At 72.2% G+C, this 15,340-nt stretch carries 13 protein-coding genes; 10 read left to right on the top strand and 3 right to left on the bottom strand.

Going from position 1 to position 15,340, the window contains the following annotated elements; all coding sequences use genetic code 11:
- Window positions 1-224: 224 nt before the first annotated feature.
- Complete coding sequence (locus tag ACXR8F_RS12235) at window positions 225-1,166, top strand: tyrosine recombinase XerC (RefSeq protein ID WP_458800821.1); 942 nt, start codon at window positions 225-227, stop codon at window positions 1,164-1,166.
- Window positions 1,167-1,270: 104 nt separating this feature from the next.
- Here the strand turns inward: ACXR8F_RS12235 and ACXR8F_RS12230 are convergent, their stop codons facing one another.
- The 3 genes from ACXR8F_RS12230 to ACXR8F_RS12220 form a co-directional block, all read right to left on the bottom strand.
- Complete coding sequence (locus ACXR8F_RS12230) at window positions 1,271-1,906, bottom strand: murein hydrolase activator EnvC family protein (RefSeq protein ID WP_458800779.1); 636 nt, start codon at window positions 1,904-1,906, stop codon at window positions 1,271-1,273.
- Between the two features lie 120 nt (window positions 1,907-2,026).
- Window positions 2,027-3,190 (bottom strand): pyridoxal phosphate-dependent aminotransferase, encoded by a 1,164-nt coding sequence (locus tag ACXR8F_RS12225; protein ID WP_458800777.1) that lies wholly within the window; start codon window positions 3,188-3,190, stop codon window positions 2,027-2,029.
- A 291-nt stretch (window positions 3,191-3,481) separates the two neighbouring features.
- The gene (locus ACXR8F_RS12220; protein ID WP_458800775.1) at window positions 3,482-5,410 is read right to left on the bottom strand and encodes a DUF6541 family protein; all 1,929 of its coding nucleotides are present in this window, start codon (window positions 5,408-5,410) and stop codon (window positions 3,482-3,484) included.
- A 286-nt stretch (window positions 5,411-5,696) separates the two neighbouring features.
- Here ACXR8F_RS12220 and rpsB point away from each other — a divergent pair, with 286 nt between their 5' ends.
- The 9 genes from rpsB to ACXR8F_RS12175 all read left to right on the top strand — a co-directional run bounded on the left by rpsB (window position 5,697) and on the right by ACXR8F_RS12175 (window position 15,289).
- Window positions 5,697-6,614, top strand: coding sequence for a 30S ribosomal protein S2 (rpsB, locus tag ACXR8F_RS12215; protein ID WP_458800773.1), 918 nt, complete (start codon window positions 5,697-5,699; stop codon window positions 6,612-6,614).
- Between the two features lie 59 nt (window positions 6,615-6,673).
- On the top strand, window positions 6,674-7,504 hold the full coding sequence (gene tsf, locus ACXR8F_RS12210) for a translation elongation factor Ts (RefSeq protein ID WP_045191683.1): 831 nt from the start codon (window positions 6,674-6,676) through the stop codon (window positions 7,502-7,504).
- Window positions 7,505-7,668: 164 nt separating this feature from the next.
- Window positions 7,669-8,253, top strand: coding sequence for an antibiotic biosynthesis monooxygenase (locus tag ACXR8F_RS12205; protein WP_458800770.1), 585 nt, complete (start codon window positions 7,669-7,671; stop codon window positions 8,251-8,253).
- Between the two features lie 110 nt (window positions 8,254-8,363).
- Window positions 8,364-9,611 (top strand): type III sulfide quinone reductase, selenoprotein subtype, encoded by a 1,248-nt coding sequence (gene sqr, locus ACXR8F_RS12200; protein ID WP_458800768.1) that lies wholly within the window; start codon window positions 8,364-8,366, stop codon window positions 9,609-9,611.
- Window positions 9,612-9,632: 21 nt separating this feature from the next.
- Window positions 9,633-9,947, top strand: coding sequence for a TusE/DsrC/DsvC family sulfur relay protein (locus ACXR8F_RS12195; RefSeq protein ID WP_458800766.1), 315 nt, complete (start codon window positions 9,633-9,635; stop codon window positions 9,945-9,947).
- Entirely contained in the window at window positions 9,947-10,465 is a 519-nt protein-coding gene (locus ACXR8F_RS12190) for a DsrE/DsrF/DrsH-like family protein (protein ID WP_458800764.1), read from the top strand. Before ACXR8F_RS12195 ends, ACXR8F_RS12190 begins: the two co-directional genes overlap by 1 nt.
- A gap of 109 nt (window positions 10,466-10,574) precedes the next feature.
- Window positions 10,575-11,351: a response regulator gene (locus ACXR8F_RS12185; protein ID WP_458800762.1), complete on the top strand. Its 777-nt coding sequence runs from the start codon at window positions 10,575-10,577 to the stop codon at window positions 11,349-11,351.
- Entirely contained in the window at window positions 11,348-14,134 is a 2,787-nt protein-coding gene (locus ACXR8F_RS12180; RefSeq protein WP_458800760.1) for a DUF4153 domain-containing protein, read from the top strand. The genes ACXR8F_RS12185 and ACXR8F_RS12180 overlap by 4 nt, the downstream gene beginning before the upstream one ends.
- Window positions 14,135-14,149: 15 nt before the next feature.
- Window positions 14,150-15,289 (top strand): aminotransferase class V-fold PLP-dependent enzyme, encoded by a 1,140-nt coding sequence (locus tag ACXR8F_RS12175; RefSeq protein WP_458800758.1) that lies wholly within the window; start codon window positions 14,150-14,152, stop codon window positions 15,287-15,289.
- Window positions 15,290-15,340: the final 51 nt, after the last annotated feature.

Genomic DNA, 15,340 nt, shown 5'->3' with positions numbered 1-15,340 from the left:
ACTCCGGCCCCAGATCGGGACGGAGCGTTCTCTCGATCGACGGACTCCGTGATCGAGAAAGCGATCCGTCCGATCGGCGGATCCGGACGGATCGCCTTCTCGACGAGGCGTTCGCAGAGATCGAGAGGGCCCGCCGGGAGGGGCTGCGGGGGTGGCATGGGCCTGTCGGGATCTCGTCGCTTGCCTTGGGCGCTGGCTTTTGTCATGGTGCGGGAGTGACGGATGTGGCTGACAGCGAGACCGGCTCCGGGCCTGACGTGCTCGAGCGCCATTCGGAGCTGTTGCACGCCTACTCGCGACACCTCGGCGCCGAACGCGGTCGCTCCGTCCACACGCGCCGCGCCTACCTCGGCGACGTGCGCCACCTGCTCACCTTCGCGGCCGAGCGGGGCATCGACGAGGTCGCGGACCTGCGCATCGGCGACCTGCGTTCCTGGCTGGGAGTGCAGGCCGACGCGGGAGCGGCCCGGGCCACCATCGCCCGGCGCGCGGCCTCGGCTCGCACCTTCCTCAGGTGGGCGGAGCACACCGGCCGCATCCCGAGCGACCCGTCCCTGCGGCTCGTCGCTCCGAAGCGGCGCGCCTCGCTGCCCGGCGTGCTCCGGCAGACCGAGGCCACCGAGCTGCTCGACCTCGCCGCGACCCGGGCCGACGACGACGACCCCATTCACGTGCGTGACCGTGCCGTGCTCGAGCTGCTCTACGCCAGCGGCATCCGGGTCGGCGAGCTCGCAGCGCTCGACATCGACGACCTCGACCTGTCGCAGGGTGTCGTGCGCGTGATGGGCAAGGGCGCGAAGGAGCGCATCGTCCCCTTCGGCGCGCCGGCCGGCCGTGCGATCGAGGCGTGGCTCGCGGTCCGCTCGAAGCTGGTCGGCGAGCACTCTGGCCCGGCGCTCTTCCTGGGTCGGCGGGGTCGTCGCGTCGACGCTCGTCAGGTGCGTGCCGCGGTGCACGAGCTGCTGTCGCACCTGCCGGACGCGCCCGATCTCGGGCCTCACGGCCTGCGCCACAGCGCCGCGACCCACCTCCTCGAGGGCGGGGCCGACCTGCGCATGGTCCAGGAGATCCTCGGCCACGCGAGCCTCGCCACGACCCAGATCTACACCCACGTCTCGGTCGACCGGCTGCGGCGCAGCTACGAGCAGGCCCACCCGCGCGCCTGAGCCGTCGCGCCGGCGGCCTGGTGGTCGGTGCGACGGTACCGGCACGCGGACCGACGGTCGTCCGCGAGTAGGCGGACGCGCGCGCCGCGCCGTCGCGGGAGGTGTCAGAGCGGCAGGAGGACGACCCGCGCGCGCCCCACGAAGGCGAGCGGGTCGAGGTAGGTCTCGCCACGGCGCACGCCCCAGTGCAGGCACACGTCAGGTGCGCAGTGGCCCGGCGTCGAGGTGACGACGCCGACGACCTGGCCGCGTGCCACGCGCGCGCCGACGGCGACGGCGCCGTCCACCGGCTCGAACGTGCTCCGCAGTCCTCCGTCGTGCGCGACGACGAGCACGCCGCGACCCGCGAGCGACCCGGCGAAGGTCACGGTGCCGGCGGCAGGCGCGTGGACCGACTGCCCCGACACCGCTGCCAGGTCGACTCCTCGATGGCCCGGCAACCACGGCTGGTCGGGCGGGTCGAACCGGCGCTCCACCGACGGCGTCGGCTCGAGCGGCCAGGCCCAGCGAGAGGCAGCCAGGGGAGCGGTCGGCGACGCTGCGGTCGCAGCCGAACGCGCGAGCTGCCCGCCCACCAAGGCCGGCACCGCTGTTGCCCTCGCCGTGATGACCCTGGTCGCTGCCGCCGCTCGAGGCGTGGCCGCCGTCACCTCAGCCGTGCTCGCCGCGGTGACGGTCATGGTGGCCGTCACCGAGGCCGCAGCGACCACCGCCGTGAGCAGGAGCGAGCCGATCGTCATGAAACCCATGCTGCGGTCCGCAGGCGTCACCGCTGCCGTGGCACCCCACCGTTGTGGACGAGCCCCCCATTCGGCGAGGGGCTGTGGACATCGGTGCCCGAGCAGCTGCCAGACGTCCGCTCAGGACCTCCCGGCAGCGGCCAGCCGGCGACTCGCCTCGAGCAGCACGTCGTCCTTCTTGCAGAAGGCGAACCTGATGAGCGTGCGAGCCGCGTCCTGGTCGTCGTGGAAGACCGACACCGGGACACCGACCACGCCGGCGATCTCGGGCAGGCGCCGCGCGAACTCGAGCCCGTCGACGGCGCCCAGGGGCGCGGCGTCCGCGATGACGAAGTAGGTGCCGGCCGGGCGGGAGACCTCGAGTCCGGATGCCTCCAGCGCCGAGCACAGCAGGTCGCGCTTGGCCTGGAGCGAGTCGCGCAGGCCGGCATACACGGTGTCGCCGAGTCCGAGGGCCAACGCCACGGCAGGCTGGAACGGCCCGGACGCGACGTAGGTGAGGAACTGCTTGACGGTGCGTGCAGCAGCGACGGCTTCGGCCGGGCCCGAGAGCCAGCCGACCTTCCAGCCGGTCGCCGAGAAGGTCTTGCCCGCCGAGGAGATGGTGATGGTGCGGTCGAACCTGCCGGGCAGCGTGGCGACCGGCACGTGCTCCGCGTCGTCGAAGACGAGGTGCTCGTAGACCTCGTCGGTGACCACCCAGGCGTCGTGCTGTCGCGCCAGCGCCGCGACGAGCTCGAGCTCGTCGCGCGTGAAGACCTTGCCGGTCGGGTTGTGCGGCGTGTTGAGCAGCACGAGCCGCGTGCGCGACGAGAAGGCTGCCCGCAGCGACGCCTCGTCGACGGAGAAGTCGGGGAACCGGAGCACGGACGTACGGCGGGTGGCGCCGGCCAGGGCGATCGTCGCGGCATACGAGTCGTAGTAGGGCTCGAAGGTGACCACCTCGTCGCCCGGCTCGCACAGCGCCAGCACGACCGCGGCGATCGCCTCGGTGGCTCCGGCGGTCACGAGCACCTGCGACGCAGGGTCGAGCGCGAGGCCGTAGAAGCGCTGCTGGTGGGCGGCGATCGCGGCGAGCAGCTCGGGGACGCCGGGGCCGGGCGGGTACTGGTTGCGCCCACCGTCGATCGCGCCCTTCGCCGCCGCGAGCATCTCGGCCGGCCCGTCGGTGTCGGGGAAGCCCTGGCCGAGGTTGATGCTGCCCGTCTGCGCCGCGAGCGCCGACATCTCGGCGAAGATCGTCGTCCCGAAGGGCTGCATGCGTTGGATGAGCGGCGAGGCCATGGCCCGAGAGTAGCCACGTGCGGGGGAGCGCGTCGGCGGGCGGTGGCGCGACACGAGAGCCCCCGCCCGGAAGGGGCGGGGGCTCTCGTGGGTTCGCGAGGTGCTGTGGAGGGGGCCGTGCCGCGAACCAGCAGCACCCACCCGGTCAGGGGTCTCGGTGGGGGCTGCACCCCCACCATCGTGGGTCCTGCCGAAGTGTTACAGCTTGTCCGCAATTGGGTACGCGAACTCGTCCCCGCCCCCACTGGGCCCTGCTTGCGTATGCCGTGCGGCGGGCTCGGCTGCCCGCGCTCAGGCCGGCGCGCGGTCGCCCAGACCGCACGCCGTGATGCGGTAGAGGGTGTAGTCGCCGTCGGTCCGCACCTTCTCGACGCCGTCGTTGGCGTCGAGGTCGTCGAGGCCGGAGCTGCGCTCGGGACGGTCGAGCCAGTAGACGTGCTTCGAGCCGATCGCCCAGCGGATGTCGTGGCGCGACAGGGCCTCGCACACCTCGGGGCGTCCGGAGAGGTTGTCGAAGCCGGTGCCGATGAGGATCTCGTCGCCCGTCGTCGGGATGGGGATCGAGCGGTAGAGGGTGTTGGTGCCGAAGAGGGCCCACATGAGCGGCGTGCCGTTCTCGGGCCGTCCGACGACACCCTGCCCCGCGGGGATGAGCGCGTTGAGGCGATGCAGCGAGTCCTGTCCGTCGTAGCCGAGGATGACGCGGTCGGGTGAGCCGGGCTGGAAGAAGCCGTTGAGCATGCGGTGGCGGGTGGCCGCGTTGAGACCGAGCGTGAGCACCGGCAGGACGAGCAGGGCCACGAGCGCCGTGGCGACGGGCCGGGCCTCGAGTCGGGCCCCGACGCGCGGTGCACGGCGCAGCACCTCGCGCAGGGCCGGCGCCGCGGCTGCGACCAGCACGACACCCGGGACCGCGGCCAGCGCGGCCAGGCGCACCTTGTCGTTGTACCAGTAGCCCGTGACGAGCGCCGTCCAGGAGGCGCTCGACGACGCGGCCATGACGTAGAGGGCCACGCACGCCAGCCACATCGCGACGACGGGGACCGCCGCACGGGCCCGCACGGCGATCCAGCCGATGCCGAGCGCGACGAGGACGACAAGGCCCCAGAGCACGCTGGAGATCTGCAGCCGTCCGCCGACGACCTCGACGAGGGCGGTCCAGACGGAGACGCGGTCGTTCCACTCGTAGGACTGGGTCGAGGCGAGCCGCGCCGACACCCCCGGCGCGGCGACCAGCCCCGCGACGCCGACGACGGCGACGACGGCGAGGTCGCGCGCCACCGCGGGCCACGACAGGTGGTGCAGCAGCCCGGCGCGCAGGCGCGCGGCGACGAACCAGACGAGCGCGAAGAGCACGAGCGCGACGAGGGCGTTCGGCTGGATGAGCGCGAGGCCGGGGAGCGCGGCGACGAAGCCGAGCCACTGCCCGATGCGCCTGGACCGAGCGGCCTGCAGCATCAGCGCGAGCGCGCCCGGGGTGAGCGCGGTCGCCATGAGGTTGGGCCAGAGCACGCCCCACCCCAGGAGGGACGTGGGGAAGGCGATGAAGGCGGCGGAGGCGAACCCGGCGGCATACGTCACGAGGCGCGAGGTGCCGAGGGCGTGGCGCACGAGGGCGACGCAGCCGACGGGCCACACGAGCGCGGCGAGCACCACGGTCGCGACGTTGGTGCCCGGCAGCACGTCGGCGACGCCCGGCAGCAGGCTCGTCGCGATCCACGCGTGGAAACCGTTGGGGTAGAAGGTGGGGTTGACGATCGAGAAGTTGCCGGTCTCGAGGAACGTGCGGATGCGGTCGAGGTGGTAGACGGCGTCGGGGCTGTCGACGAGCTCGTCGGGACGGCCGATCGACGGCAGGATCGTCGCGAGCGCCAGCACGACACCGATGCCGATCGCGATGACGGCGTCGGGGCGGGGTCGACCGAGGAAGCGCCGCGCCGTGCCGAGGTCGGGGTCGTGGCGGCCGAAGAGCCGCATGCCGAGCAGTGCGACACCCACCGCCGCGAGCGTCACGACGGCAAGGGGGAGCAGCCCCCAGCGGACGCCGGCACGCTGCGCGAGGGTCGCGAAGGCGGCGATGAGACCGGTCGACACGGCCGGCGAGACGGCCAGCGCCTCGAGCCCGCGAGCGCCCAGGGCGCGCACCAGCAGCCAGCCCGGGAGCAGCAGCACGACCGAGAGGACGACGAAGGCCGGGATCATCGCCAGCCAGTCCACCATGCGGGCCATTCTGTCTGGTCGCTCCGATTTCTCCACCACCCGGGTCAGGCCGTACGATGGACGGCGGTCACGTGTGCTCGTCGCACGGGACCGAAATTCGCGCGTCTACTGCCGGTCTCTCCGACCGGGTCGCACCACGGCAGTCCCCACCTCCGGGCGGGGCGGGGTGCGTCAGGCGCCAGGAGTGAGGCCGTATGCCGTACGGCGATCGCGTGCCCGCACGTGACCGACTCGCGGTGACCGGCCCACGCACAACTGACAACAACGACACAAGGGAGAACACGGCATGGCCGTCGTCACCATGCGCCAGCTCCTCGAGAGCGGCGTCCACTTCGGGCACCAGACCCGTCGCTGGAACCCGAAGATGAAGCGCTTCATCATGACCGAGCGCAACGGCATCTACATCATCGACCTCCAGCAGTCGCTGACGTACATCAACAACGCCTACGAGTTCGTCAAGGAGACCGTGGCCCACGGCGGCACCATCCTCTTCGTCGGCACGAAGAAGCAGGCCCAGGAGCCCATCGCCGAGCAGGCGACGCGCGTCGGCATGCCGTATGTCAACCACCGCTGGCTCGGTGGCATGCTCACCAACTTCCAGACGATCTCCAAGCGCCTCACGCGCCTCAAGGAGCTCGAGGAGCTGAACTTCGACGACGTGGCCGGCTCGGGCTACACGAAGAAGGAGCTGCTCATCCTCAAGCGCGAGAAGGACAAGCTGGAGAAGACCCTCGGCGGCATCCGCACGATGGCCAAGGTCCCCTCGGCCGTCTGGATCGTCGACACGAAGAAGGAGCACCTCGCGGTCGACGAGGCGCGCAAGCTCGGCCTGCCGGTCATCGCGATCCTCGACACGAACTGCGACCCCGATGAGGTCGACTACAAGATCCCCGGCAACGACGACGCGATCCGCTCCGTCACGCTGCTGACGCGGGTCATCGCCGACGCCGTCGCCGACGGCCTCGTCCAGCGCTCCTCCGGCAAGTCCGGTGGCGACGCGCAGGCCGAGGAGCCGCTGGCGGAGTGGGAGCGCGAGCTCTACGCCGAGGCTGCCGCTGCGACCGAGGCTCCGCCCGCTGAGGCCGCCGAGGCCACCGAGGCCGTTGAGGCCACTGAGGCTCAGGCCGAGGCGCCCGCCGCCGAGGCCACCGAGGCCACCGAGGCCACCGAGGCTCCGGCCGAGGCTGCTGCCGAGAAGGCCTGAGTCCTTCTCTACCAGCCACTTCGAGTCATCCACATCTGAGGAAAAGAGCGATACAGAGCATGGCGAACTACACCGCCGCTGACATCAAGGCGCTGCGCGAGCAGACCGGCGCCGGCATGATGGACGTCAAGAAGGCGCTCGACGAGGCCGACGGCGACCGCGCCAAGGCCATCGAGATCCTGCGCGTCAAGGGCCTCAAGGGCGTCACGAAGCGTGAGGGCCGCTCGGCCTCCAACGGCCTCGTGGCGGCTTCGGCCACCGACGGCGTCGGCACCCTGGTCGAGGTCAACTGCGAGACCGACTTCGTCGCGAAGGGCGAGAAGTTCATCGCCCTGGCCGACCAGGTCCTCGCGCAGGCCGTCGCGGCCGGCGCCACCGACGCCGACTCGCTCCTCAAGAGCACGCTCGACGACGGCAAGACCGTCCAGGAGCTCATCGACGAGGCCAACGCGACCATCGGCGAGAAGATCGAGGTCCGCCGCGTGGCGCGCCTCGAGGGCGACAAGGTCGTCTCCTACCTCCACAAGACGAGCCCCGACCTGCCCGCGCAGATCGGTGTCCTCGTGGCGCTGGAGGGTGGCGACGAGTCCGTCGGCCGCGACGTCGCGATGCACATCGCGGCGTTCAGCCCGACCGTCCTCACGCGTGACGAGGTTCCGGCCGAGACGGTCGAGAACGAGCGTCGCGTCGCCGAGGCCACGGCCAAGGAGGAGGGCAAGCCCGAGGCTGCGCTCCCGAAGATCATCGAGGGTCGCGTCAACGGCTTCTTCAAGGAGAACGTCCTGCTCGAGCAGCCGTTCGCCAAGGAGCCCAAGAAGACGGTTGCCAAGGTGCTCGAGGAGGGCGGCGCCTCGGCGAAGTCCTTCGCGCGCTTCCGCGTCGGCCAGTGAGGTCCTGACCTCACCGACTCGCCGGCTCCGCTGACTCGGCGCCACCGCGGGCCGCGCAGCACGACGACGTATGCCGGTCGCCCCAGTCGGGGCGGCCGGCATCGTCGCGTCTCGGGGGCCTTTCAGGCATCTCCACCGGAACACGTTCGACCAGAGGAGGACTCATGGGCATCGCGCCCCACGACACCGTCACGGCGCCCGGACCGCTGACCGTCGCCATCACCCGGCGGGTCGCACCGGAGGACGAGCTGCTCATGCTGGCGTGGGTGCACGCCGGCACCTCGATGGCCGAGCGCTTCGACGGGTTCCTCGGTGCGGGCTGGGTGCGCTCCGGCGTCGCCGACTGGCACATGCTCTACCGGTTCGCCTCGCGGGGGCACCTCGAGGCCTGGGAGCGTTCGCCCGAGCGCATCCGCTGGCTTCGCTCGGCCGCCGACCTCGTCGAGCACGGCAGGACCGAGTACCGCACCGGCATCGAGGGCTGGTTCGACGAGCCGGCGTCGCGTTCGGTGGAGGCGGCCGGTGGTCCGGTTCAGGCGGCGCCGCCGCGGTGGAAGCAGGCGAGCGTCATCTGGCTCGCCTTCTTCCCGACGAGCCTCGCCCTGACCTACCTGTTGATGCCCTTTGCCGAGGGTTGGCCGCCGGCGCTGCGCGTGCTCGTGACGACCCTGGTCGCGACGCCGTGGATGACGTACGTCTTCCTGCCGTTCGTGACCCGCCTGTTCTCTCGGTGGCTCAGCCCCGGCTGACCCGGCCGGACGCCCGATCGGGTTGCGGGACAGGGGTTGTCTCGCACATCACAGGTGGCATGTCTGCTGGTTCACAGCGCTCCATATACCCATGGGGGTACCTTCGGAGCATGACCACCACCATGAGGTCACTCGTGGTTCTGGGAGCGGGCACGGCCGGCACCATGGTCGTGAACAAGCTGAGGCACCGCCTCCCCACCAGCGAGTGGCGTATCACCGTCGTCGACCGTGACGACGTCCACGACTACCAGCCGGGCTACCTCTTCCTGCCGTTCGGGCTCATCGAGCCGGAGCAGGTCCGCCGCAGCCGCCACACCCTCATCGCCGACGGCGTCGAGCTCGTGCTCGGTGACGTCGACCGCGTCGACCCGGAGGCTCGCCAGGTCGCTCTCGTCGACGGCCGCACCATCGGCTACGACGAGCTCGTCATCGCCTCCGGCACCTCGCCCCGACCCGACAAGACGCCGGGGATGCTGGGGCCCGAGTGGCACCGCAGCGTCGGCGAGTTCTACACCTACGAGGGCGCGTTGGCGCTGCGCAGGTCGCTGGCCGGCTTCACGGGGGGCCGTCTCGTCGTGCACGTCACCGAGCTGCCCATCAAGTGCCCCGTCGCCCCGCTCGAGTTCACCTTCCTCGCCGACGACTTCCTGCGCCGCCGGGGCCTGCGCGACCGCACCGAGATCGTGTACGTCACCCCGCTCGACGGCGCCTTCACCAAGCCGGTGGCGAGCCGTGAGCTGGGGCACCTGCTGGCCGACAAGGGCATCACCCTCGAGACGGACTTCATGGTCGAGCGCATCGACCAGGACCGGCGCGCCCTCGTCTCCTACGACGAGCGCGAGGTGTCCTACGACCAGCTCGTCACCGTGCCGCTCAACATGGGCGCCCACTTCGTGGCCCGCTCGGGACTCGGCGACGAGCTGAACTACGTGCCGGTCGACAAGCACACGATGCTCTCGAGCGAGCACCCCTCGATCTTCGTGCTCGGTGACGCGAGTGACATCCCGACGTCCAAGGCGGGGTCGGTCGCCCACTTCTCCGTCGAGGTCTTCGTCGACAACTTCGTCGAGCACGTGCAGGGCCGGCCGATGACGCGCCGATTCGACGGGCACGCCAACTGCTTCGTCGAGTCGGGCGGCGGCAAGGCGATGCTGCTGGACTTCAACTACGACACCGAGCCGCTGACCGGCACCTTCCCGCTGCCGCACCTCGGACCGATGCGGCTGCTCAAGGAGTCGCGTGCGAACCACCTCGGCAAGCTCGCGTTCCGTCACCTCTACTGGAACCTGCTGCTCCCCGGACGACCCCTCGGCCTGCCCGCGCAGATGTCCATGGCGGGGAAGGTCCCCGCCGCGTGAGCGCGTGAAAGGAGCGCCACCATGCCCACCACGACGATCGCCGGCCATGCCGTCGAGGTCAACGACGAGGGATTCCTCACCCGGCCCGAGCAGTGGTCGGAGGACCTCGGCCGCGAGCTCGGCCGGGTCATCGGGATCGAGCTGACCGACGAGCACTGGCGGCTCGTCCGGTTCCTCCGGGACGACTTCGCCCACCACGGCGAGACCGCCACGCTGCGTCGCGTCAGCACCCAGACCGGCACGCCCGTCAAGTCCCTCTTCGACCTCTTCCCGGGCAAGCCCGCCAAGAAGATGGCCTACGTCGCGGGACTTCCCAAGCCGAAGGGATGCGTGTGATGACCACCCGGACCGAAACGCAGACGCCCATCGTGCCGATGTTCGACGCCCCCGAGGCGCAGGGCCGCAAGCTCGCGATCATCTGCAGCAAGGGCAACCTCGACATGGCCTACCCGGGCCTGATCCTCGCGAACGCCGCCCTGGGCGAGGGCGTCGAGACCCACCTGTTCTTCACGTTCTGGGGCTTCGACATGATCAACCGGAAGACGTCGGGGCACCTGAAGTTCACGATGCTCGGCAACACCGCGACCCACCTGCCCCAGGGGCTCGGCGGCATCCCGGGCATGACCCACCTGGCGACGTCCCAGATGAAGAAGGCCATCGCCGACCTGAACGTGCCCGAGGTCCCGGACTTCCTCGACCAGATCGTGGCATCGGGTGGGCACCTGTGGGCGTGCCGGATGTCGGCGGACATGCAGCACCTCACCGAGGCCGACCTGCGGGACGATGTCGAGGGCATCATCTCGGCGTCCGACTTCATCGAGCTGACCGACGGGGCGCAGCTGCTCTTCATCTGAGGCACGAAGGCGCCGACGGGGCGCGAGCCGGCTGTGGCAGAGCGACCTTCACACGATCTCCACACGTCGCACCCGCGCCCTCCGGCTGCACGCTCCTAGAGTCGGAGGCATGAGCCAGGGGAACACGGAGCGCTGGTCGAACGCGCCCTCGCAGACGACGCTGCTCGTCGTGGAGGACGACCCGACCATCAACCAGGCGGTCACGGATCGCCTTGTCGCAGAAGGGTTCCGGGTCGTGCAGGCGTTCGACGGCCCCGGCGCCGTCGAGGCCTACGGCCAGCACGAGCCAGACCTCGTCGTCCTCGACCTCATGCTGCCAGGCTTCGACGGTCTCGAGGTGTGCCGCCGCATCCAAGCCGACCGGCCGGTGCCGGTGCTCATGCTCACGGCCCGCGCAGACGAGACCGACCTGCTCGTGGGTCTCGGCGTCGGAGCCGACGACTACGTCACCAAGCCGTTCCGCATGCGAGAGGCCGTCGCCCGCATCCGGGCCCTGCTGCGGCGGGTCGAACGCGCCCGCCTGCTCGCGGCCGAGCAGCCACCGGTCCTGTCCGTCGGCGACCTCGGCGTCGACCGTGGGTCGCGCCGCGTCTCGGTGCGGGGGGCCGAGGTGCACCTGACGCCGCTCGAGTTCGACCTGCTCCTCGCCCTCGCCGCCGAGCCCGGCGCCGTCCGTGGCCGGGACGAGCTGATGCGCGACGTGTGGGGCTGGGCCGACGCCGGCGGCACGCGCACCCTCGACAGCCACGTGAAGTCCCTGCGGGCCAAGATCGGCGCCGCCCGCGTGCGCACGGTCCACGGCGTCGGCTACGCCCTCGAGGCCGACCCAGCGGACTCCGACGGCACGACGCGCGCGGCGAGCGCGCACGCGGACGAGACCCCGTGAACACCGACCGCCCCCTCGATGCCATCCGCTCGATCAAGGTCAAGCTCGGTCTGCTCGTCGCGGTCAGCATCGTCGCGGCGATCCTCGTGTCCGAGATCGGCGACCGCGCCGAGGTGCCGATCTGGCTCACCGTCCCGGTGACCGTGGTCGCGGCCCTCGGGGTCACCCAGTGGCTGGCCCGCGGTATGACCTCGCCATTGCGCGAGATGACGGCGGCCGCGTCACGGATGGCGACCGGCGACTACTCGCAACGGGTCACGGCCACCGCAACCGACGAGGTGGGCACGCTCTCGGCCGCCTTCAACACGATGGCCGCCGACCTCGCGGACGCCGACCGGCAGCGTCGGCAGCTCGTTGCAACCGTCTCCCACGAGCTGCGGACCCCGCTCACGGCGCAGCAGGCGCTGCTCGAGAACCTCGTCGACGGCGTGGTCCGCCCCGACGACGCCGTGCTGCGCACTGCCCTCGCGCAGGCCGAGCGGCTCGGCGCGCTCGTCGGCGACCTGCTCGACCTCAGCCGGGTCGACGGCGGGCGGGTCCCGCTCGCCCTGGCCACGCTCGACGTCCGCGAGCTCGTCGAGACCGCCGTCGCCGAGGCGGGCGTCTCGCGTCGCGGCACCGTCCACGTCGTCGAAGTGCCCGAGGGCCTCGCCGTCACGGCCGACGCCGCCCGCCTGCACCAGGTGCTCGCCAACCTGCTCGACAACGCCGACCGGCACAGCCCCACCGGGGGCACCGTCACCGTCAGCGCCGGACCGGAGGGCGACGACCGCTGGTGGCTGCTCGTCTCCGACGAGGGCGCCGGCATCGCACCGGAGCACGCCGAGCGCGTCTTCGACCGGTTCGGCTCCGGCGACGACGCCGGGGGTGGCACGGGCATCGGGCTCGCCATCGCCAGCTGGGTGTGCGAGCTGCACGGCGGCTCCATCGCGGCCCTGCCGACGCCGTCGGGGGAGCGCGGCGCCCGCATCCGCGCCGTCCTGCCCCGCACCCCGCGGCCCGCGACCATCCCGACCACGTATGCCGCCCCGTCCCTCGACGGGCCGAGCGCCACCACGAGCGCGCCGACGAGCGCCGCCGCGGGCATCCCTACTGACATCCCTACTGACATCCCCACCGGCAGCCCTGCCGGCAGCCCTGCCGACAGCCCTGCCGACAGCACACCGACCAGCAGCAAGGAGAGCGTCGTGCCCGTCCCGACTCCCGCCACAGCAGGATCGTCCCCAGCCGTCCCTCCGGGCGGGCGGGCCGCAGCCGGCGGCCCCACGGCATACGGCTCCGTGCCGGTCGGCGCGCCGAAGCCGCTGCTCGACTCGGTCTTCGGCGACCTGTGGCCCGAGACCGGCGTCGGCCCCCAGGTGAGGCTGCTGCTCACCTGCGTCGGGGTGGGCGTCCTGGCCGCCGTGGTGCTGCCGTACCGCGACATGGGCGTGGCCCTGTTCCTCGTGCTCACGGTCGGTGGTGTCGTGCTCTGGCGCACCTCGCAGGAGCGACGCCGGCCGTGGACGGTCGCGACGTCGGCCGTCTGCGTCGGCCTCGCCTCGCTCGCGGTGCTGCGGTCGACCGAGTGGCTCCTGGTGCTCGCCGTCCTGCTCGGGATCCTCCTGGTGACCACGGCCCTGACCGGGGCCAGGGGGCTGCTCTCCATGGTCGCGGGCGCCGCCTCGTGGCCGCTCGCCGCCCTCCGCGGCCTGCCGCTGCTCGGTCGGAGCATCAGCGCCACCAGCCGCGTCGGCATCGTGTGGCCGATCGTGCGCACGGCGGCGATCTCGCTCGTCGCACTGGTCGTCTTCGGTGGCCTCTTCGCCTCGGGTGACGCGATCTTCGGCTCGTGGGCCAGCGCCCTCGTGCCCCAGCTCGCCTGGGACAGCTTGACGTTCCGGTTCTTCGTCGGCTTCGTCATGGGTGGCGCGCTGCTCGCCGCCGCCTACGTCGCGCTCAACCCGCCGAGGGTCCAGCGGGTCGCCCTGCCCGCCGGTCGCCCTGTCGCGCGCACCTTCGAGTGGGTCGTGCCGGTGGGACTCGTCGTCGCGCTCTTCGTCGCGTTCGTCGTGGCGCAGGCCGCCGCCCTCTTCGGCGGTCACGACTACGTGCAGCGCACGACGGGCCTGACGTACGCCGACTACGTGCACCAGGGCTTCGGGCAGCTGACGTTCGCCACGGTGCTCACGCTGCTGACGATCGCCATCGCCGCGCGCAAGGCGCCTCGTGCGACCGCCCGCGACCGTCTCGTCCTCCGCGTCGTGCTCGGCACGCTGTGCGCGCTGACGCTCGTCGTCGTCGGCTCCGCGCTGCATCGCATGGACCTCTACCAGCAGGCGTACGGCTTCACCGTCCTGCGCGTGCTGGTGGACGCCTTCGAGCTGTGGCTGGGTCTGCTCGTCGTGCTGGTGACGGTGGCCGGCATCCGGCTCCGTGGGTGGTGGCTGCCGCGTGCGGCCCTCATGTCGGCCGCCGTGTTCGTGCTCGTCGGCGGCATCCTCAACCCGGAGGCGTGGGTGGCCCGGCACAACATCGACCGGTATGCCGCGACGGGCAAGATCGACGCCGCGTACCTGCGCACGCTCGGCCCCGACGCGACCCCGACGATCGTCGCGGGCCTGCCACGCAACCTGTCCGCCTGCATCGTGCTGCCGTCGACGATCGAGGCCCGGGCGGCCCGGGAGGACCTGCTCTCGTGGAACCTCGGCCGCTCGCGGGAGGTGTCGGTGGCGCCGGCGCCGCTGACCCAGAGCGAGGCCGCGGCGTGTCCCGCCCTCATGGGGGCGGTCCCGACGCCCTGAGGCAGGATGGGCCGGGTGCGTCGTGACATCGCCGAGCTGTTCGAGCTCGACCCGGCCCTGACCCACCTCAACCACGGCGCGTTCGGCGCGGTGCCCCGCGCCGTGCGGGAGGCCCAGGACGCCGCCCGCGGCCGTATCGAGCGGGCTCCGATGCGCGCGTTCCGCGACGAGCTCCCCGAGCTGCTCGCGCACGCCCGCGCCACGGCGGCGGCCTTCCTGGGGCTCGGAACCGAGTCCACCGCCCTGCTGCGCAACGTCACCGAGGCGGTCGGCGTCGTGCTCCAGGGACTCGGCGTCGGGGCCGGCGACGACGTCGTCGTGAGCAACCACGGCTACCTCACCGCCGGATGGTCGGCCGAGGCCCGCGGTGCGACGCTGCGCACGGCGGAGTTCGCGGTCGACGCCGACCCCGCCGAGGTGGCCGCAGCCTTCGCGGCGGCGGTCACCGACCGCACCCGGCTCGTCGTCGTGGACCAGATCACCTCGCCGACGGCGCTGCTGCTGCCCGTGGCCGAGGTCTCAGCGGCCGTCGCCCCGGTGCCGGTGCTCGTCGACGCCGCGCACGCGCCCGGGGCCCTCCCCGGTCTCGACATCGAGGCCCTCGGGGTCGCCTTCTGGGCCGGCAACCTGCACAAGTGGGCCTACACGCCACGGGCCGCCGCCGCCCTGTGGGTGGCCGCCCAGCACCGCGAGAGCATGCGCCCGCTCGTCACGTCGTGGAGCCACGGCCTGCCCTACCCCGAGCGCTTCGACCTGCAGGGCACCGTCGACCACTCCGCGTGGGTCGCCGTCCCCGACGGCCTCGAGGCCTGGCGCGCCCTCGGTGGCTGGGAGCAGGTGGCCCGCAACGCCGACCTGCTCGTGCGCGGGGCCGACCACGTGCGCGCCGCGCTGGGCACCGAGAGCCCGCACGGCGGCATACCTGCTGCCCCCTGCCTGCGCCTCGTCGCGCTGCCGGAGGGCGTGGCCACGACGACGGAGTCGGCCGAGGCGCTGTGGCAGCACCTGCACGCCGCCGGCGTCGTCGTGCCGCCGGTCGCCATCGGCGGACGCGGCTACCTGCGCCTCGCGGCGGCGCCGTACAACGACGAGGACGACTACGCACGGCTCGCCGCGGCGCTGCCGCAGGTGCTGGCCCGGGCGGCCCGCCAGTGAACGTTCGCCCGCAGGCGGCGTCCCCGTCGGCCCTCGCGCCCTCGTGGCCCC

This window comes from Terrabacter sp. AAH1 (assembly GCF_054456855.1).
Note: the sequence above shows the minus strand (reverse complement) of the source record. Positions and strands in the feature narration are given on the sequence as shown.